The 17,309-nt window shown below is 58.4% G+C and carries 22 protein-coding genes; 13 read left to right on the plus strand and 9 right to left on the minus strand.

Annotated features, from left to right (window positions below; genetic code table 11):
- Positions 1–29: 29 nt before the first annotated feature.
- From ABFT80_RS16675 to purB, 3 genes are read left to right on the plus strand one after another with little or no spacing between them, the layout of a single operon-like run.
- Positions 30–752 carry a DUF2259 domain-containing protein gene (locus tag ABFT80_RS16675; protein WP_347973047.1) on the plus strand — a complete coding sequence of 241 codons (723 nt, stop codon included), beginning with the start codon at positions 30–32 and terminating at the stop codon, positions 750–752.
- On the plus strand, positions 749–1,288 hold the full coding sequence (locus ABFT80_RS16680) for a hypothetical protein (protein WP_347973048.1): 540 nt from the start codon (positions 749–751) through the stop codon (positions 1,286–1,288). The genes ABFT80_RS16675 and ABFT80_RS16680 overlap by 4 nt, the downstream gene beginning before the upstream one ends.
- Before the next feature lie 50 nt (positions 1,289–1,338).
- Positions 1,339–2,646, plus strand: coding sequence for an adenylosuccinate lyase (gene purB, locus ABFT80_RS16685; RefSeq protein ID WP_347973049.1), 1,308 nt, complete (start codon positions 1,339–1,341; stop codon positions 2,644–2,646).
- A gap of 53 nt (positions 2,647–2,699) precedes the next feature.
- Here the strand turns inward: purB and ABFT80_RS16690 are convergent, their stop codons facing one another.
- The 3 genes from ABFT80_RS16690 to ABFT80_RS16700 form a co-directional block, all read right to left on the minus strand.
- Complete coding sequence (locus ABFT80_RS16690) at positions 2,700–3,506, minus strand: VOC family protein (protein ID WP_347973050.1); 807 nt, start codon at positions 3,504–3,506, stop codon at positions 2,700–2,702.
- Between the two features lie 195 nt (positions 3,507–3,701).
- Complete coding sequence (locus ABFT80_RS16695) at positions 3,702–4,604, minus strand: MBL fold metallo-hydrolase (protein WP_347973051.1); 903 nt, start codon at positions 4,602–4,604, stop codon at positions 3,702–3,704.
- Positions 4,605–4,625: 21 nt separating this feature from the next.
- On the minus strand, positions 4,626–5,285 hold the full coding sequence (locus ABFT80_RS16700) for a peroxiredoxin (RefSeq protein ID WP_347973052.1): 660 nt from the start codon (positions 5,283–5,285) through the stop codon (positions 4,626–4,628).
- Positions 5,286–5,440: 155 nt separating this feature from the next.
- Between ABFT80_RS16700 and ABFT80_RS16705 the strand changes: the two genes are divergently transcribed.
- Positions 5,441–5,989 (plus strand): RBBP9/YdeN family alpha/beta hydrolase, encoded by a 549-nt coding sequence (locus tag ABFT80_RS16705; protein ID WP_347973053.1) that lies wholly within the window; start codon positions 5,441–5,443, stop codon positions 5,987–5,989.
- Here the strand turns inward: ABFT80_RS16705 and ABFT80_RS16710 are convergent, their stop codons facing one another.
- Both ABFT80_RS16710 and ABFT80_RS16715 read right to left on the minus strand, forming a co-directional pair.
- Positions 5,990–6,754 (minus strand): HpcH/HpaI aldolase family protein, encoded by a 765-nt coding sequence (locus ABFT80_RS16710; protein ID WP_347973054.1) that lies wholly within the window; start codon positions 6,752–6,754, stop codon positions 5,990–5,992.
- 104 nt (positions 6,755–6,858) lie between these two features.
- Entirely contained in the window at positions 6,859–7,176 is a 318-nt protein-coding gene (locus ABFT80_RS16715; protein ID WP_347973055.1) for a DUF1476 domain-containing protein, read from the minus strand.
- A gap of 261 nt (positions 7,177–7,437) precedes the next feature.
- On the opposite strand from ABFT80_RS16715, the gene purC reads away from it, so the two are divergent.
- The 4 genes from purC (at position 7,438) to ABFT80_RS16735 (ending at position 9,667) form a co-directional block, all read left to right on the plus strand.
- Positions 7,438–8,235 carry a phosphoribosylaminoimidazolesuccinocarboxamide synthase gene (gene purC / locus ABFT80_RS16720; protein ID WP_347973056.1) on the plus strand — a complete coding sequence of 266 codons (798 nt, stop codon included), beginning with the start codon at positions 7,438–7,440 and terminating at the stop codon, positions 8,233–8,235.
- Between the two features lie 34 nt (positions 8,236–8,269).
- Positions 8,270–8,512, plus strand: coding sequence for a phosphoribosylformylglycinamidine synthase subunit PurS (gene purS / locus ABFT80_RS16725; RefSeq protein ID WP_347973057.1), 243 nt, complete (start codon positions 8,270–8,272; stop codon positions 8,510–8,512).
- Between the two features lies 1 nt (position 8,513).
- Positions 8,514–9,182, plus strand: a complete 669-nt coding sequence (purQ, locus tag ABFT80_RS16730; RefSeq protein ID WP_347973058.1) for a phosphoribosylformylglycinamidine synthase subunit PurQ — start codon at positions 8,514–8,516, stop codon at positions 9,180–9,182.
- A 74-nt stretch (positions 9,183–9,256) separates the two neighbouring features.
- Positions 9,257–9,667, plus strand: a complete 411-nt coding sequence (locus ABFT80_RS16735) for a hypothetical protein (RefSeq protein ID WP_347973059.1) — start codon at positions 9,257–9,259, stop codon at positions 9,665–9,667.
- On the opposite strand, the gene ABFT80_RS16740 is transcribed toward ABFT80_RS16735, so the two are convergent.
- The gene (locus ABFT80_RS16740; RefSeq protein WP_347973060.1) at positions 9,664–9,903 is read right to left on the minus strand and encodes a DUF1127 domain-containing protein; all 240 of its coding nucleotides are present in this window, start codon (positions 9,901–9,903) and stop codon (positions 9,664–9,666) included. The two genes, ABFT80_RS16735 and ABFT80_RS16740, sit on opposite strands and share 4 nt — an antisense overlap.
- A gap of 81 nt (positions 9,904–9,984) precedes the next feature.
- Here ABFT80_RS16740 and ABFT80_RS16745 point away from each other — a divergent pair, with 81 nt between their 5' ends.
- On the plus strand, positions 9,985–11,403 hold the full coding sequence (locus ABFT80_RS16745; RefSeq protein WP_347973061.1) for an aminotransferase-like domain-containing protein: 1,419 nt from the start codon (positions 9,985–9,987) through the stop codon (positions 11,401–11,403).
- Here the strand turns inward: ABFT80_RS16745 and ABFT80_RS16750 are convergent.
- Genes ABFT80_RS16750 through ABFT80_RS16760 form a run of 3 tightly spaced genes read right to left on the minus strand, consistent with a single transcriptional unit; the run spans position 11,400 to position 12,872 of the window.
- Positions 11,400–11,705: a DUF6958 family protein gene (locus ABFT80_RS16750; protein WP_347973062.1), complete on the minus strand. Its 306-nt coding sequence runs from the start codon at positions 11,703–11,705 to the stop codon at positions 11,400–11,402. The two genes, ABFT80_RS16745 and ABFT80_RS16750, sit on opposite strands and share 4 nt — an antisense overlap.
- On the minus strand, positions 11,698–12,234 hold the full coding sequence (locus tag ABFT80_RS16755; protein ID WP_347973063.1) for a GFA family protein: 537 nt from the start codon (positions 12,232–12,234) through the stop codon (positions 11,698–11,700). Before ABFT80_RS16755 ends, ABFT80_RS16750 begins: the two co-directional genes overlap by 8 nt.
- Positions 12,231–12,872, minus strand: coding sequence for a TetR/AcrR family transcriptional regulator (locus tag ABFT80_RS16760; RefSeq protein WP_347973064.1), 642 nt, complete (start codon positions 12,870–12,872; stop codon positions 12,231–12,233). The genes ABFT80_RS16755 and ABFT80_RS16760 overlap by 4 nt, the downstream gene beginning before the upstream one ends.
- Before the next feature lie 151 nt (positions 12,873–13,023).
- Here ABFT80_RS16760 and purL point away from each other — a divergent pair, with 151 nt between their 5' ends.
- The 4 genes from purL to ABFT80_RS16780 all read left to right on the plus strand — a co-directional run bounded on the left by purL (position 13,024) and on the right by ABFT80_RS16780 (position 17,306).
- Positions 13,024–15,240, plus strand: coding sequence for a phosphoribosylformylglycinamidine synthase subunit PurL (gene purL / locus ABFT80_RS16765; RefSeq protein WP_347973065.1), 2,217 nt, complete (start codon positions 13,024–13,026; stop codon positions 15,238–15,240).
- A 14-nt stretch (positions 15,241–15,254) separates the two neighbouring features.
- On the plus strand, positions 15,255–15,488 hold the full coding sequence (locus tag ABFT80_RS16770) for a BolA family protein (protein ID WP_347973066.1): 234 nt from the start codon (positions 15,255–15,257) through the stop codon (positions 15,486–15,488).
- A 143-nt stretch (positions 15,489–15,631) separates the two neighbouring features.
- Complete coding sequence (grxD, locus tag ABFT80_RS16775) at positions 15,632–15,967, plus strand: Grx4 family monothiol glutaredoxin (RefSeq protein ID WP_347973067.1); 336 nt, start codon at positions 15,632–15,634, stop codon at positions 15,965–15,967.
- A 94-nt stretch (positions 15,968–16,061) separates the two neighbouring features.
- Positions 16,062–17,306, plus strand: a complete 1,245-nt coding sequence (locus ABFT80_RS16780; protein ID WP_347973068.1) for a multidrug effflux MFS transporter — start codon at positions 16,062–16,064, stop codon at positions 17,304–17,306.
- The last annotated feature ends 3 nt before the right edge of the window (positions 17,307–17,309 follow it).

Below are 17,309 nucleotides of genomic sequence, written 5' to 3' on the forward strand. Positions count from 1 at the left end.
AAAACGCGCAAGACCGTGCCGGAAAGCTTATGAAAAAAAGACTGATCCTCTTCCTCGCATTCTTCTTGGGTCTCGCAGCGCCAGCCTTTGCAGGCGATGCGGCAGAACTTGAAATTCTGGGTTTCAGCGAAAATGGCGGCATCTTCGCTTTCGAGGAATACGGCGTTCAGGACGGATCGGGCTTTCCCTACGCAAATCGATACTATGTCGACACCGCAACGGACGAATATCTGCCCGGCACACCGGTCCGCATTCGTCTGGACGATGAAAGCGCGACGATTGAAAAGGCCCGCGCGGAAGCACGCCAAGCGGGTGAGAAATTCGTGGCAAGCGATGTCCTCGCGCGCAATCGCGGAAATCTGGCCGGGTTTAACGCGATCACAGAGTTCAGCGCCGACCCATTCCGCATGGAAGTCAGCCCGCGCGCCATATTCCCGCCCATCGACAAGAAGCTCGAATTCCGTTTGGAAGAATTCGTGCTGCCGTCGAATGCCGAATGCATGGATTTCAACGAAATAAAGGGTTTTCGCCTCTCGCGCATCGATACGAGCGATGGCGGAACGACGCGCATCATCCACGAAGACGAAACGATCCCGCAAAGCAGAAGCTGCGCGCTGGGCTACCGCATCGGCGCGGTTCAGACGTTTTTCCCGACCGGTGGAGATGCGGTCTATGCCGTTGTCATTGCAGTGCGTAGGGTCGGCTTCGAAGGGCCGGATCATCGCTGGATCGCAGTCGCGGGCCGCCTGTGAGAGACACGTCGATCGCAGCGACAACCCGGATCGGCTTTGCGAAGCGTCTCATTCAGCGCCTTCGCCTCTCCATACCGTCTCTAAGCCATGCTCTCATCGGCGCAGTCCTGTGGGGCGCATTGATGGGCGCCAGCGCGCTGAACAATCTGCTTTGGGACGCCTGGGAAACCACCGGCCAGATCCGTTTCGTCTCAATGCTCTACGCAATCGGCGGCCTGCTTGCGTTCCCGCTCGGCCTGTTTATCTCGAAATTCATCGCGATTGGGCGCAGCAACGAGACGGCATTCGCAGCCGCCTTTATCGGCCTCGCATTCGCAACCGTCGCGATGACCGCCATGGTCTACGCGATCCAGTACCGCGCCTATTATGCGGAATGGCACGCCCCGACATTCTCGATCATCTGGTTTTTCCAACTGGTCTTCACCGCAGTCGTCTCATCCTATCAATTTGCGGTTCTCGGGCTGCGGCTGTTCTTCCCGCTTGGTTTTGCCGCACTCTTTGCCGCTTCCCTGTGGTTTGCCCGTCTGCCGCGTTGAGCTATCGGGCATCGTCTGCTAGAGGGTCCGCAACATAAAAAGGACCCGCCATGATCCCTCGTTATTCCCGTCCGGAAATGGTCGCCATCTGGTCGCCGGAAACCAAATTCCGCATCTGGTTTGAAATCGAGGCATATGCCTGCGATGCGCTTGCCGAAATCGGCGTTATTCCGAAGTCCGCCGCCAAGACGATCTGGGAAAAGGGCGGAAGTGCTACCTTCGACGTTGCGCGCATCGATGAAATCGAAGCCGTGACAAAGCATGACGTCATCGCCTTCCTCACGCATCTGGCGGAATTCGTCGGCCCCGACAGCCGCTTCATCCATCAGGGCATGACCTCGTCCGATGTGCTGGACACCACACTCAACATCCAGCTCGTGCGCGCAGCAGACCTGCTTCTGACGGACATGGACCGCGTTCTTGCCGCGCTGAAGAAGCGCGCTTTCGAACACAAGGATACGGTTCGCATCGGACGCAGCCACGGCATCCACGCAGAGCCGACGACGATGGGCCTGACGTTTGCCCGCTTCTACGCCGAAATGGAGCGCAACCGCGCTCGTCTAGTCAATGCGCGTGCCGAAATCGCCACTGGCGCGATCTCCGGTGCAGTCGGCACTTTCGCCAATATCGATCCGTCGGTCGAAGAATATGTCTGCGAAAAGCTCGGCCTGGCTCCAGAACCGGTATCGACGCAGGTCATTCCGCGCGACCGTCACGCCATGTTCTTTGCAACGCTCGGTGTCATTGCCTCGTCCATCGAGAACGTCGCCACCGAAATCCGCCACATGCAGCGCACCGAAGTCCTTGAAGCCGAAGAGTTCTTCTCTCCCGGCCAGAAGGGCTCGTCCGCAATGCCGCACAAGCGCAATCCGGTTTTGACTGAAAACCTGACCGGCCTCGCCCGTCTGGTGCGCATGTCGGTTGTTCCGGCGATGGAAAATGTAGCTCTCTGGCATGAGCGCGATATCAGCCATTCGAGTGTCGAACGCGCGATTGGCCCGGATACCACCATCACGCTCGACTTCGCGCTGAACCGTCTGGCTGGCGTGATCGAGAAGCTGGTCATCTATCCCGAAAACATGCTGAAGAACATGAACAAGTTCCGCGGTCTGGTGATGAGCCAGCGCGTTCTGCTTGCTCTGACGCAGGCAGGCGTTTCACGCGAAGATTCCTACCGCCTCGTACAGCGCAACGCCATGAAGGTGTGGGAACAGGGCAAGGATTTCCTTGAGGAACTTCTGGGCGACGAGGAAGTGCTCAAGGCTCTTTCCGAAGAAGAAATTCGCGAGAAATTCGACCTCGGCTACCACACCAAACATGTCGATACGATTTTCCGCCGCGTGTTCGGCGAAGCCTGAAATCAAAAAGGCGGCGCTTTAAGCGCCGCCTTTTTCAATTTATCCGACCGAAATCAGCCTTTTACGACACTGATCGTCGTGCCCCACGGGTCTTCATAACGCACAGGCTGTTCAGCCAAAGCCGAGCGCATCTCGACCCACGAAAGCCCGGTGCTGTCGTTATCGCGTTTTCCGGCACCCGCACTGCGCCACGAATTCGCACCGATATGGTGATGATAGCCGCCTGACGAGAGGAAGACAGCCGCATCGCCATATCTGGCAGCGGTGTCGAAGCCGAGTTCCTTGTGCCACCAGGCTTCCGCCTGCTTGGGATCGCCGACCCGAAGATGCACATGGCCGACAATGCTGTTTTCAGGTGCGCCTTGCCAGCCGGCGTCACCGGCAGGCACGGAGGCGAGCAGGTCCGGCACATTCAGGCCCAGTGTCGCCATCTCAACCTGCCCGTCCTTCCATTTCCAGCTACCATGCGGGCGGTCGGCGTAGATTTCGATGCCGTTGCCTTCAGGATCTGTCAGGTAAAGCGCTTCGCTGACGAGGTGGTCGGATGCGCCCTCGACGGGGATTTTCCGGTCGATAGCATGCTGTAGCCAGCGACCGAGATCGGCGCGCGTCGGCAGAAGGAATGCCGTGTGGAACAACCCGGCGGAACGAGGATCGTCCGGCTTGGCCGAAGGATCGAATTCGATCACGAGCAAAGGTCTGCCAGCGGCACCCAGCGTGATGGTTTCGCCATCGCGGCCAATCTCTTCCAGACCGACAATCGCGCTATAAAACTCCGCGAGGCCCTTGGCGTCCTTGGCTTTAAGCCCGACGCGCGAAACGCTGATCGGGGTGGTCGCGGCAAATGGAAGTTCGCTCATTTTCGGCTCCGTATGACCGCGCGTGGTTCCTGCCCCAATGGCAAGCAAACCCGCTGCGGTCAGGACCGTGCGTCTGGCCGGTTGCAAGATAAAACTCCTGACGCACAATGTCTTGTTGCCTTCTAGATGAGCCATTCGGATTGTTCACACAAGCCGAGACAAAGCGAACACGCCGTTCACATTTTGAAGACGATCCTAAATGGATTTCCGTGCGGCTCCGCAATGCAGCGTATCGAGCGGGATTTTCAGATAGCGTGTGCCGTTCGCTTCGGCTTGCGGAAGGTGGCCGCCATTCATGTTCACCTGAAGCGCATGCAGAATGAGCTTTGGCATGGGCAGTGTAGCGTCCCGCGCATCGCGCAGTGCAACATAGTCGGCCTCAGTCTTTGCCTTCACGAGATGAATGTTCGTGGCCTTCTGCTCGGCCACCGTGCTTTCCCAACGCGGCTCACGCCCGCCCGGCTGATAGTCATGGCCGGTGAAAATGCGCGTTTCGTCGGGCAGGCTCAGTATCTGCTGGATCGAGTTCCAGAGCGCGCTCGAACTGCCACCGGGAAAATCCGCGCGCGCCGAGCCGCCATCGGGCATAAAAAGCGTGTCATGCACGAAGGCCGCGTCACCGATCACATAGCTGATCGACGCCAGCGTATGGCCGGGCGAAAACAGCACGCGCGCTTCGAGCGTCCCGATGTAGAAAACATCGCCCTCCGCGAACAGATGGTCCCATTGCGAGCCGTCGCCCGGAAAATTCGGCAGATTGTAGATGTCTTTCCAGAGTTTCTGAACGCCGACGATCTTTTCACCGATTGCCGTCGGTGCTCCGGTTCGCTTCTTCAGATATTGCGCCGCGCTGAAGTGATCCGCATGCGGATGCGTGTCGAGTATCCATTCCAGCGAAAGCCCGCTCTGTTCGATGAATGCGAGCAGAATATCGGCTTGCACGGTGTCTGTAGCACCTGATTTTTCATCAAAACCCAGAACGGGATCGATTATCGCGCATTTTCTGGTCGCCGGATCGGACACCACATATTGTATCGACGAACTTGCCTCGTCGAAAAATGCGGTGACCTCCGGCTTTTGCAGAACCCCGTTTGCCATGCCTGCCCCTGTGCGCAAATGTCAGCCGGTGGGCTGTTTGGTCTTGCGCAGGTAAGGCAGAACCGTCTCGAACGCGCCAAAACGCTCCTTTGCTTCCTCGTCGGAAACCGCTGCGGTGATGATGACATCCTCGCCCTGCTTCCATTGCGCAGGCGTTGCCACCTTGTGCTTGGCGGTCAACTGGATGGAATCCAGCGCGCGCAGGATTTCATCGAAATTGCGCCCAGTGGTCATCGGGTAGGTCAGGATCAGCTTGACCTTCTTGTCCGGGCCGATGACGAAGACGGAGCGAACCGTCGCATTGTCGGCGGGCGTGCGACCTTCGCTGCTATCGCCTGCGCCTGCCGGCAGCATGTCGTATAGCTTCGCGATTTTCAGATCGCGGTCGCCGATCAGCGGGTATTCGACATCGTTGCCGGTGACTTTGCGAATATCGTCCTTCCACTTGGCGTGGCTTTCGACAGGATCGACGGAAATGCCGAGAATCTTGGCATTGCGCTTGGAAAACTCGCCTGCAAGACCTGCCATATAACCAAGCTCGGTGGTGCATACGGGCGTGAAATTCTTCGGATGGCTGAAGAGAATTGCATACCCGTGGCCGATCCAATCGTGAAACTTTATTTCACCTTGCGTGGTTTCTGCCGTGAAATCCGGGGCTGTATCGTTGATGCGTAGGCTCATTTTCTCATCCTCATACCGATAAACTGTCTTGGTTCAATTCTGCACCTAGGACAAGAGCGAAGCAATGGAATAGGCGCCTACCGATTTGGACGTATTCGAGCTTGCCGGCATCGAACCCATTGTCTGGCGCGGGCACTATCGCTAAATGCGGGGACATGAAAGTCAAAGACGCAGATATTCTGATCATCCCCGGATACACAAATTCCGGCCCCGATCACTGGCAGACCCGCTGGGAGAGCAAGCTCTCGACCGCGCGCCGCGTGGTTCAGGCCGAGTGGTCGAAGCCCGTTCGCGAGGATTGGACCACGGCAATCGCAAACGCCGTGAACGAAGCGGAAAAGCCGGTTGTTCTGATTGCGCACTCGCTTGGCGTAGCGGCAACCGTTCAGGCCATTCCGCTTTTCAAAAAGCCTGTGGCAGGCGCATTTTTCGTGTCGCCTCCCGATGTCGCCAATCCGAAAATCAGACCGAAACATCTGATGACATTCGGCCCCTACCCGCGCGATCCGTTGCCATTTCCGTCGATCGTTGTCGCCAGCCGAAACGACCCCTATTGCGCGCATGAGGTCGCCGAAGACATCGCGGGCGCCTGGGGCTCGCTTTTTATCGATGCAGGCGAAGCCGGACATCTGAACTCGGATTCAGGTCACGGCCCATGGCCCGAAGGCACCATGACCTTCGCGAATTTCCTGACCAAGCTTTGATCAGCCCATCGAGCGTTTTGCGGCGCTGAGCAGGCTTTCTGCGCCGAGCGAAATCATCCGGCCTTCTGTGCCCATGGCGAGAAACCGGAAGCCCATTTCGACAAAACGGCCGCACAAGGCCGGATCGACCACGAAAATTCCGGCGATTTTCCCCGCTGCATTGGCTTTTTGCGCAATCGTCTCGATGGTTTTCATCATATCTTCGAGCGTCGCATCGACTTTTTCGCCATTTGTCCAGGCAATCGAAAAATCGCTCGGGCCGACGAAAACAGCGTCGATGCCGGGCGTGGCCAGAATCCCGTCCAGCGCATCCAACGCGCTGCGCGTCTCGATCATCGCAAAGGAGAGCGTCTCAGAATTCGATTTGCGCAGCCAGTCGGACGCGTCGCGGCTGCGCGGGACAGCGAATGTCGGCCCGTAGGAGCGCTCGCCGATCGGCGGATATTTCATCGAAGCGGCAAACATGCGCGCATCCTCGACCGAGTTCACCATCGGCGCGATGACGGCTTCCGCACCGAAGTCGAGTGCGCGGCTGGCAGCGTCGAATCGCGCGACGGGAATGCGGACAATCAGATGTTTGCCTGCCGCTTGAACCGGCACGGCAGAGCGCAGGACGCTGTCTTCGTGGTGCCCGCCATGCTGCATGTCGAGCGCAACGGCGTCGAACCCCTGCGCGGCAACGATTTCCACCGTCAGCGCATCGGGAACGCCCGACCACGCGGTAATGATGGTTTCGCCCGCCCTGAGCCGTGATGCGAGTGTCATTCGATTCCTCCCTGTTACCGGAACAATAGGATGAGCGACCGGCAAAACAAAACCGCCCGAAACGGAATTTCGGGCGGTTTCTTCAAAAAAGCAGCGTTGAAAAATCAGCTATTGCGAATTTGCTCGACCGCCTGTGCCAGATATTCGTCCATCGTGCGACGGATCTGATGTTCGGACTGCGCGATACCGGCGGCGGCGAAATCATCGTGGAGTTTGTGAAAGACGCCGTCGCCTGCGCGGTCAAAATCGGCCTTCACGACATCACGCGCATATTCGTCCGCCGCTTCGCCGCTCTTGCCGAGCTTTTCGGCAGCCCACTGGCCGAGCAATTTGTTGCGACGCGCGACAGCGCGGAACCTCTGCTCCTCGTCCATGGCGAATTTCTTCTCAAAGCCTTCTTCGCGGTCTTTCATACTTGTCACGCTACTTCCTCCGATTCGGCCGGGGTGTGAGATTGGTTGCCTACGCAGAAACCAAAACCTGAGACTTGGGTCAATATACGGCGTGAAATCGAAGATGCGGCAATTCGCGTTGGAAACAAGGCAATAGGCCCGATTTGGCGATTGAGGAATTCGCACTATTGGGATAGGAGACCGCTAAAATCCATGGCCGCCTTGTATCTTGTGCGGCGAGATAAGGATAAAAGGTCGGATACGACCATCCTTCAACCAGAGAATTATGAGATGAAGACTCGCCGCCGCATCTACGAAGGCAAGGCCAAGATCCTTTATGAAGGCCCTGAGCCGGGAACGCTGATTCAGTTTTTCAAAGACGACGCGACCGCCTTCAATAAGAAGAAGCACGAAATCGTCGATGGCAAGGGCGTGCTCAACAACCGCATCTCCGAGTACATCTTCAATCATCTGAACCGCATGGGCATCCCGACGCATTTCATCAAGCGTCTGAACATGCGCGAGCAGTTGATCAAGGAAGTCGAGATCATCCCGCTCGAAGTGGTCGTTCGCAACGTCGCGGCCGGTTCGCTTGCAAAGCGACTCGGCATTGAGGAAGGCACCGTTCTTCCCCGTTCGATCATCGAATTCTACTACAAGGCGGACGCTCTCGACGATCCGATGGTTTCGGAAGAGCATGTCACGGCATTCGGCTGGGCAAGCCCGCAGGAAATCGACGACATCATGGCGCTTGCCATCCGCGTCAACGACTTCCTTTCCGGCCTGTTCATGGGCGTCGGCATCCAGCTCGTCGATTTCAAGATCGAGTGCGGCCGTCTTTTCGAGGGCGACATGATGCGCATCGTCGTCGCCGACGAGATTTCGCCAGATAGCTGCCGCCTCTGGGACGTCGCCACGCAGGACAAGCTCGACAAGGATCGTTTCCGCCGCGATATGGGCGGCCTGGTCGAAGCCTATCAGGAAGTCGCGCGCCGTCTCGGCATCATGAACGAAAACGAGCCGGCTCGTCCGACCGGTCCCGTTCTGGTCGCCACCACGGATGCCCCCAAGGGCAGCAAGCCCCACTGAAATGTCTGCATCGCAAAGCAGGAGCGAAACCGACGTGATCAAAGCCCGTGTAACCGTTACCCTGAAGAACGGCGTTCTCGACCCTCAGGGCAAAGCCATCGAAAGCGCGCTCGGCACGCTCGGCTTCGAAGGCGTGGAAGCCGTCCGTCAGGGCAAAGTGTTCGACCTCGAAATCGACGGTACCGACCGCGCGAAGGCCGAGGCCGATCTGAAAGCCATGTGCGACAAGCTCCTGGCCAACACGGTCATCGAAAACTACGCGGTGGAGCTCGCCTAAGGTGAAATCAGCCGTCGTTCTTCTCCCCGGCCTCAACCGCGACCGCGACATGATCGCGGCGCTGACCAAGATTTCCGGCAAGGCGCCAGTCACCATCTGGCAGACAGATACGGAAATCCCCGATGTCGATCTGATCGCCATTCCCGGCGGTTTTTCCTACGGCGATTATCTGCGCTGCGGCGCTATTGCCGCGCGCATGCCCGTACTGCGCGCCGTCGCTGAGAAGGCTGCAAAGGGCGTCACCGTCATCGGCGTCTGCAACGGCTTCCAGATTCTCGTCGAAGCGGGCTTGCTGCCGGGCGCGCTCATGCGCAACCAGTCGCTGAAATTCGTCTGCCGCGAAGTGAAGCTTGAGGTGACGAACGCCAACACGGCTTTCAGCCGCGCCTACGCGCCGGGCCAGATCATCCGCAGCCCTGTTGCGCATCACGACGGCAACTATTTTGCCGACGCGGAAACGCTGGCGCGCATCGAAGGCGAAGGTCAGGTCGTGTTCCGTTATGCCGAAGGCACCAACCCGAACGGCTCGATCAACGACATTGCCGGCATCGTGAATGCGGGCGGCAATGTGCTTGGCATGATGCCGCATCCCGAAAACCTGATCGAGACCGCCCATGGCGGACATGACGGTCGCGGACTTTTTGAAAGCGCACTCGGCGTAGCAGCATAAAAATTTAACGCATCGCAGCACATTTTCCGGCACCGTTCGAATTCGGTTTGCGATTCGCGCCTGGAGCCCGCCCGATGAATAGATTTCTGCTTGCCACGTCGATTATCGCGCTGGGTGTACTCGCGGGATGCCAATCCGAAAAGAAAAGTCCGGCATCCCAAGTTCCGTCAGGAAAAAGCGCGTCCCTTCGCACCATGGAGCAGGTGGCGATCGCGGCGCATAAGTGCTGGTTCGCGAGCAAGGATCCTGCATTCCGCGCCTATCGCATGGCCAATGAGCTGAACTCATTCAGCGGCACGCCGCGCTTCCTGCTGGTTCCTGCAAAAGACTACGGCGCACGTCCGCTTCTGGTCGTGCAGGCGCAAGGCAACTCTTCGAGGGTCGATGTCTTCGGGCCGCTGATGAACGAGTCTCTCGGAAGCCGCATCAACTCCGATGTCGGACGCTGGAGAGCAGGCGACAATTCCTGCTCCAGCGCGGCCTAATCCAGAAACGACCGGATGCCCTCACGATAAGCATCGGCTCTGGATATGCCGATATCCATCAACTGCTCGTCGGTAAGCTCCATCAGCGCAATTCGGCTGCGGCGGCGCGCAAGCCGCACTTCGAGCCATTCGATGAATTTCAACGCCACAACGTTCAGCTTGCGCACGAAATCGGTGTTGCCGCGATCAAAGCTGCTCTCACCGAGAGAACTCTTGATTGTATCGATTGTACCCATAACATTCGCTTTCGAAGCTTACATTCTACGAATCTTTCTTTGGATTGACTCTCATTGGGTTACAATCTAAAAATTGTCACCATGACAAATTGGCTTCCGACACTTCAGGATTCATCGGCTCCGATCTATCTTCGGCTGGCCGACAGCATCGAAAGCGATATCGACAGCGGCGCCCTGCCTGCGGGCGAGAAGCTGCCTCCGCAGCGAAATCTCGCTTACGATATCGGGGTGACAATCGGCACGGTGGGCCGTGCCTATTCGCTGCTGCGCGAACGCGGACTGGTGAGCGGCGAGGTTGGGCGCGGAACTTACGTATTGAATCGCGATACACGGACCCCGGTTCGAACCGAGCCACCCTTGACGAGCACCAGGGGCGGAACACGCTTTTTTGAGTCCGTTCCCGGCAAACTTCGCTTCGACAGCACGGCCGCGCCGAATGTCGGCCAAGGCAAGGTCATTGAGGGATTGCTAGCCGCAATCACCCGCGAACAGCCCGATGACGTGGCAAGCTATACGCGTACATTTCCGTCAAGCTGGTTCGATGCAGGAAGCAAATGGCTGTCGCGCAACGGTTTTCAGCCCGCACCGGAAAGCATCGTGCCGACGCTCGGCGCGCATTCGGCAGTGATTGCGGTGATCTCCGCCCTCACCTCGCCCGGCGACCACATATTGTTCGAGCACGTCACCTATTCGCAGCTCGCGCGCAGCGCCGGGCTGATCGGACGACGCCTGGCGCTGGTCCAATCAGACGAGCATGGCGTCGATCCTGACGATTTCGAGCGCGTTTGCGCACAGCGGCACCCGGTCATGGCGTTTCTGATGCCCACGGCGCAGAACCCGACAGGCGCGATCATGCCCGCGGAACGCCGTATGGCAATCGCGAAGGTGGCCAAGAAATACAATGTCCTGCTTATCGAAGACGACCTTTACGGTGCGCTGACCGAAGATCAGACACCGCTGCTGGCCGAATACGCGCCGGAGCGCACATTTGTCGTCGGCGGACTTTCGAAATCGGTTGCGGCTGGCGTGCGCGGCGGCTGGGTCTCATGCCCGGCGAATTTCCGGCACGGCATAAGAACCGCCCACAAGATGGTGACTGGCGGCATGCCATTTCTGCTGGCCGAGCTTTGCGCGCGGCTTGTGCTTTCCGGCGAGGCCACCGCTATCCGTTCCCGTTCGCTGGCCGAGATCAATGCACGGCTCGCGCTCGCCCATGCTGCCCTTGAAGGCCAGAGTTATTCAGGAAATGCGAATGTTCCGTTTCTGTGGCTGTCATTGCCGGAGCCTTGGCATTCCGGAACGTTCAAGAACGCCGCATACGAACAGGGCGTGATGATCGACGACGAGGACGAGTTCAAATCCGGCCGCTCGGACCGAATCTATCATCGCGTGCGAATCGGCGTCTCCGCATCTCGCAACAGAGATGATGTCGTTACCGGCCTTGCTGTGATCCGCCGGCTTCTCGACGAAGGCGGCGCAGGCTACGACAGCTTCGGCTAAGCCTGGGTCGCGAAGAGCCGCACCGGCTTGCCGGGTCCTCGCTTTATTATCCCCTTCGCTTCGAGGTCGAGCTGGACCGCCTTGAGCCACCATCCGGCCTTGTCGCCGCCGGGAAACAAATCATCAGACAGATGCGGCAGAAGCGCTGCTTTTGCTTCCGCAACCGTGAGGCCGGGCGCTTCCAAAGGCAGGATAGCCATCAACGCATCGCGCATCGCCATATATTTGGCTCGGTCGACACGCTGGACATGAGAAGGCGAAGTGACACTTTCGATCGTGATCCTGGCTTCCGCGTCAGGCATTTATCTCTCCATTGACAGTGATTTTCGGGCTTTTGAACCCCATTGCCACCCACGCGCCGAGCAATTTTGTAAAGAATGACAGCGACTGCCGCTTGCCGTTCGGCACGTCATTCGAGAGCACCGAAGCGTCAGGAAGATCACTTGTCATCGTCCGCAACTCGAGTGGCGGCAATTTGCCCTCAGGCCAAAGGTGGCCATAAAGGCTGAGCCAATGACCGCTCTCCAATTCGAGAAACACAGGCGTATTACAACAGCTCGCGACGACCCGCCGCGTCTTCGATTGCGGCGTCAGGCGGAATTCCTTGAGCAAATCGGTGCCCTTCGTAAAACGGACGCGATCCTTCCGGTAGAGAATAAAGCGTGTGCCGCCATTCGCCTCCAGAATTGGCGCGGCACCGGGAAGGACCTGCAGCCTTTCGCCTGCCGAACGGCAGCTATTGCAATGGCATTCGGCGCTGACAATCGGCGCTTTCTCCACCTCGATATGGACCTGTCCGCAAGCGCAGGCGAGTTGAGTGATCTGTGTCATGCTGGCCTCTGCTCCTTGTTGGGGTGAGCGAAGAGAAGACGAATGTACTGATCGAGATGATCGAGGCTTTCGCGCGCCAGTGCCGGATCATTGCCCGCCTTGGCAAGCACGAAGGCGCCCTGGATCACCGTCTGCGTATGTCGCGCCAGGCTTTCGGCGGTCCAGCCACCAAAAATGCCTCGGTCCTTGATCGCCGCGCGAATATCGGCCTCAAGGGTCGCTGCATGGCCGAAAATGCTCGCGCCGCAGGCGTCGCGAATGGCGGGCGAGACAGCGTAGACTTCCTGCACCATCGTCCCGACCAGACAGGAGAATTCCGCCAATTCGCCTTCGATGATCGACTTGCGGAAGGCCACATAGGCCAATACGCGATCGAGAGGATCTTGCGGCCCATGGTACGGCGCTTCGGCAAAAAAGGCAGTCGTCGTTTCCGCCCAATATTGGGCCGCCGCTACGCCGAGCGCTTCCTTGCTTTCGAAATGATGGAAGAACGAGCCCTTCGTCACTGCCGCAGTCTGGCAAAGGTCGTCGACAGTGGTCGCGGCAAACCCTTTGGCGCGGATCGTATCGCGCGCGGCTTCGAGAAGCCTTGTCTTGGCGTTGCCGCGTTCAGGATTGCGTTTCGTCGGTCTGGACATGGAAAATACATACCGTTTAGTCGGTATAAACGCAAGTCTTCGCTCAAACTCTTGCATTCCCGGTGAATTTCTGGCCTTTGCCGGTATCTCCGAGCGTCGGCTTGCGCTATTGAGCCATTTTTCGGCGCCGCAACGGAATCGACAGGCCAAAATGACGATCCAGAACAATGTGAAAATCACCGACGAGCTCATTGCCGCACACGGCCTGAAGCCCGACGAATATCAACGCATTCTCGATCTGGTCGGCCGCGAGCCGTCCTTTACGGAATTGGGCATCTTTTCTGCGATGTGGAACGAGCATTGCTCGTACAAATCATCCAAGAAATGGCTGCGCACCCTTCCGACCACCGGCCCGCAGGTCATTCAGGGTCCGGGCGAAAATGCCGGTGTGGTCGATATTGGCGACGGCGATTGCGTGGTCTTCAAGATGGAGAGCCACAACCACCCTTCATATATCGAACCCTATCAGGGTGCTGCGACCGGCGTCGGCGGCATCTTGCGCGACGTCTTTACGATGGGCGCGCGGCCAGTGGCGGCAATGAACGCCCTGCGTTTCGGCTCGCCAGATCATCCCAAGACCAAGCACCTCGTTTCAGGTGTCGTTTCCGGCGTCGGCGGCTATGGCAATTCCTTCGGCGTGCCGACCGTTGGCGGCGAAGTCAATTTCGACGCGCGCTACAACGGCAACATCCTCGTAAACGCATTCGCTGCCGGTCTTGCAAAGACTGACGCGATCTTCCTTTCGGAAGCCAAGGGCGTCGGCCTTCCGGTCGTCTATCTTGGCGCGAAAACCGGACGCGATGGCGTCGGCGGCGCGACGATGGCGTCTGCCGAATTCGACGACAAGATCGACGAGAAGCGCCCGACAGTTCAGGTCGGCGACCCCTTCACCGAAAAATGCCTGCTCGAAGCATGCCTCGAATTGATGGCGTCCGGCGCGGTTATCGCCATTCAGGACATGGGTGCTGCTGGCCTCACCTGCTCGGCGGTCGAAATGGGCGCAAAGGGTGATCTCGGCATCGAGCTCGATCTCGACAAGGTGCCGGTGCGTGAAGAGCACATGAGCGCTTATGAAATGATGCTTTCGGAAAGCCAGGAGCGCATGCTCATGGTGCTTCGCCCTGAAAAGGAAGCCGAAGCCGAGGCGATTTTCCACAAATGGGGCCTCGATTTCGCAATTGTCGGCAAAACGACCGACGATCTGCGCTTCCGCATCCTTCATCAGGGCGCGGAAGTCGCAAATCTCCCGATCAAGGATCTGGGCGATCAGGCACCGGAATATGACCGCCCCTGGGTCGAACCGGCAAAGCACGCCCCGTTGGCTGAAGACGACATTCCGCAGGCGGACGTCGCCGATGCGCTCGTAAAGATGATCGGCAGCGCCAATCTTTCCAGCCGTCGCTGGGTCTGGGAGCAGTACGACACGCTCATTCAGGGCAATTCGCTGCAATTGCCGGGCGGTGACGCTGGCGTCGTGCGCGTCGAAGGCCACGCGACCAAGGCTTTGGCCTTCTCGTCGGACGTCACGCCGCGCTATTGCGAGGCGGACCCGTTCGAAGGCGGCAAGCAGGCAGTCGCCGAATGCTGGCGCAACATCACTGCAACCGGTGCCGAACCGCTTGCGGCAACCGACAATCTGAATTTCGGCAATCCCGAACGCCCAGAAATCATGGGGCAATTGGTGAAGGCAATCGGTGGCATCGGCGAAGCCTGCCGCGCGCTGGGCTTCCCCATCGTTTCCGGCAATGTGTCGCTCTACAACGAGACGAACGGCCAGGGCATTCTGCCGACGCCGACGATCGGCGGCGTTGGCCTCATTCGCGACTGGTCGAAAATGGCGCGCATCGCCTTTGCCGCCGAAGACGAAGCGATCCTGCTCGTCGGCGCGCCGCCCTCATGGGGTACGCATCTGGCGCAGTCCATCTATATGCGCGACGTTCACAACCGCACAGACGGCCCTCCTCCGCCCGTCGATCTCGCACACGAAAAAACGGTCGGCGATTTCGTGCGTGAACTGATCACCGAAGGCACGGCAACTGCCGTGCACGATCTGTCCGATGGCGGCCTCGCCGTCGCCTTGGCTGAAATGGCAATGGCCTCCGGCATCGGCGCAACCGTAAACCAGTTGAACGGCGTCTCCCCGATCCCGGTCTTCTTTGGTGAAGATCAGGGCCGCTATCTGGTGACGATCCCGCGCGACAAGGTGGACTGGTTCTTCGCAACCCGCTCCAAGGATGTCGACGTGTTCGCACCATGGATCGGCGTGACCGGCGGCACGGAATTGAAACTCGGCGAATCGCGTGCGATACCTGTTTCAGAGCTGACGCAAGCTCACGAAGCCTGGTTTCCCGACTTTATGGACAACTGAACAAGGTACGCAAAATGGCAATGGACGCACGCGACATCGAGAAGCTGATCAAGGACGGCATTCCGGACGCTCAGGTGACGATTCGCGATCTGGCCGGCGATGGCGACCATTATGCGGCCGAAGTCGTGTCGGAAAGCTTCCGTGGCAAGAGCCGCGTTCAGCAGCATCAGATGGTTTATGACGCGCTGAAGGGCAATATGGGCGGCGTTCTCCATGCGCTGGCGCTCCAGACGAGCGTTCCAACCTGATTTACGCTTTCCGCTCTCCGCAAACTGCGGAAACCGGGCGTGCGACTATTGGAAAGCTACACTGTTGCAACCACATACGGTACGGTGTTAGCACTTGGAAAAATGCCGGACCTTGAATCCGGCCAGGACGAGGCAAGAAGATTATGAGCGGAATCAACGATTTTATCGCCAATGAAGTGAAGACCAACGACGTCGTCCTTTTCATGAAGGGCACGCCGGGCTTTCCGCAGTGCGGATTTTCGGGTCAGGTCGTTCAGATTCTCGACTATCTCGACGTCGATTATAAAGGCGTCGATATTCTGACCTCGAGCGAGCTTCGCCAAGGCATCAAGGATTACTCCAACTGGCCGACCATCCCCCAGCTTTACGTGAAGGGCGAGTTCGTCGGCGGTTGCGACATCATCCGCGAAATGTTCCAGGCTGGTGAATTGCAGACTTTCTTTCAGGAAAAAGGCATCAGCGTCAAAGGCGCGGCCTGATTTTCCGGGCCTCCGGCCCGGTACCGTTTGATTAGAACTGAGTTTGTCAGAGTGCGTCGTTCAACGGCGCACTTATTTGCTTTTGGATATAGAAATGGACCATCAGACATCCCCCGAGGCGGCGGACGCACGCCCTCCTATTGCGCGTTGGGAATTTATCGCGCTGGCCGCCGCTCTCATGGCGCTGAACGCTCTTGCCATCGATATCATGCTGCCCGGTCTTCAGGAGATTGGCGCGAGCCTCGGTGTGGCCGATGAGAACGCCAGGCAATATGTCATCACCGCCTACATCACCGGATTCGGCTTTGCGCAGCTCATCTACGGACCGGTTTCCGATCGTTTCGGACGCCGCGCACCACTGCTTTTCGGCCTGACCGTCTATGTGGCAGCAGCCATTGCCTGCGTCTTCGTGCCCAGCTTTACGCTGCTGCTGGCATTCCGCTTCATGCAGGGACTGGGTGCCGCGGCAACGCGCGTCATCGCTATATCCATCGTGCGTGACGTTTACGGCGGCCGCGCAATGGCAGAAGTCATGTCGCTGGTTTTCATGGTGTTCATGATCGTGCCGGTCATCGCGCCGGGCATCGGACAGGTCATCATGCTGTTCGGCGAATGGCACATGATCTTCATGTTCATGGGCGTCGTTTCGTTTCTGGTGACGCTTTGGGCGTTTTTCCGCCTGCCGGAAACGCTTCATGAGCAATATCGCCGGCCGCTGACAGTCGCCGGAACTGCGCAGGCATTCCGCATCGTTCTGACGAACCGCGTGGCGATCTGCTACACGGTAGCGATCACATGCACTTTCGGCGCACTGTTCGGCTTCATCAATTCCGCGCAGCAGATCTATGTCGGGCTTTATGGCGTAGGCACCATGTTCCCCGTCTATTTCGCCGCTGTTGCCGGATTGATGGCCGTGTCCTCGTTTCTGAACTCGAGACTCGTGGGAAAATTCGGTATGCGCCGCCTGGCGCATGGCGCAATGATAGGGTTTCTGATCGTTACAGGGATTGCCTTTGCGCTCTCGCTGTTTGGACAGCTTCCGCTTTGGCTTTTCGTCACGCTGTTTGCAATCGCAATGGCTCAGTTCAGTTGGATCGGCTCGAACTTCAACGCATTGGCGATGGAACCGCTCGGCCATGTGGCTGGTACGGCATCATCCGTGCAGGGTTTTTTCCAGACGGTTGTAGGCGGCGTGATCGGCGCGATGATCGGACAGGCGTTCGACGGAACCATCGTGCCCATGGCTGCCGGCTACTTCATTGCGGGCGCACTGGCGCTTGTCATGGTGTTGATTGCCGAGAAGGGAAAACTCTTCCAGCCGCACCATCAGCCGCTCTGAAAG

Source organism: Foliimonas ilicis (assembly GCF_039939195.1).
GTDB classification, from domain to species: Bacteria; Pseudomonadota; Alphaproteobacteria; order Rhizobiales; family Rhizobiaceae; genus Foliimonas; species Foliimonas ilicis.

Excerpts from the sequence above, each read along its gene's own strand:
- ABFT80_RS16780 (WP_347973068.1), top strand. The coding sequence starts at position 16,062 with ATGGACCATCAGACATCCCCCGAGGCGGCGGACGCACGCCCTCCTATT.
- ABFT80_RS16740 (WP_347973060.1), bottom strand. The coding sequence starts at position 9,903 with ATGGGTACAATCGATACAATCAAGAGTTCTCTCGGTGAGAGCAGCTTT.
- ABFT80_RS16735 (WP_347973059.1), top strand. The coding sequence starts at position 9,257 with ATGAATAGATTTCTGCTTGCCACGTCGATTATCGCGCTGGGTGTACTC.
- purL (WP_347973065.1), top strand. The coding sequence starts at position 13,024 with ATGACGATCCAGAACAATGTGAAAATCACCGACGAGCTCATTGCCGCA.
- ABFT80_RS16675 (WP_347973047.1), top strand. The coding sequence starts at position 30 with ATGAAAAAAAGACTGATCCTCTTCCTCGCATTCTTCTTGGGTCTCGCA.
- purB (WP_347973049.1), top strand. The coding sequence starts at position 1,339 with ATGATCCCTCGTTATTCCCGTCCGGAAATGGTCGCCATCTGGTCGCCG.
- purC (WP_347973056.1), top strand. The coding sequence starts at position 7,438 with ATGAAGACTCGCCGCCGCATCTACGAAGGCAAGGCCAAGATCCTTTAT.
- ABFT80_RS16700 (WP_347973052.1), bottom strand. The coding sequence starts at position 5,285 with ATGAGCCTACGCATCAACGATACAGCCCCGGATTTCACGGCAGAAACC.
- ABFT80_RS16750 (WP_347973062.1), bottom strand. The coding sequence starts at position 11,705 with ATGCCTGACGCGGAAGCCAGGATCACGATCGAAAGTGTCACTTCGCCT.
- ABFT80_RS16695 (WP_347973051.1), bottom strand. The coding sequence starts at position 4,604 with ATGGCAAACGGGGTTCTGCAAAAGCCGGAGGTCACCGCATTTTTCGAC.
- grxD (WP_347973067.1), top strand. The coding sequence starts at position 15,632 with ATGAGCGGAATCAACGATTTTATCGCCAATGAAGTGAAGACCAACGAC.
- ABFT80_RS16770 (WP_347973066.1), top strand. The coding sequence starts at position 15,255 with ATGGCAATGGACGCACGCGACATCGAGAAGCTGATCAAGGACGGCATT.
- ABFT80_RS16755 (WP_347973063.1), bottom strand. The coding sequence starts at position 12,234 with ATGACACAGATCACTCAACTCGCCTGCGCTTGCGGACAGGTCCATATC.
- ABFT80_RS16745 (WP_347973061.1), top strand. The coding sequence starts at position 9,985 with ATGACAAATTGGCTTCCGACACTTCAGGATTCATCGGCTCCGATCTAT.
- ABFT80_RS16690 (WP_347973050.1), bottom strand. The coding sequence starts at position 3,506 with ATGAGCGAACTTCCATTTGCCGCGACCACCCCGATCAGCGTTTCGCGC.
- ABFT80_RS16710 (WP_347973054.1), bottom strand. The coding sequence starts at position 6,754 with ATGACACTCGCATCACGGCTCAGGGCGGGCGAAACCATCATTACCGCG.
- ABFT80_RS16760 (WP_347973064.1), bottom strand. The coding sequence starts at position 12,872 with ATGTCCAGACCGACGAAACGCAATCCTGAACGCGGCAACGCCAAGACA.
- ABFT80_RS16705 (WP_347973053.1), top strand. The coding sequence starts at position 5,441 with ATGAAAGTCAAAGACGCAGATATTCTGATCATCCCCGGATACACAAAT.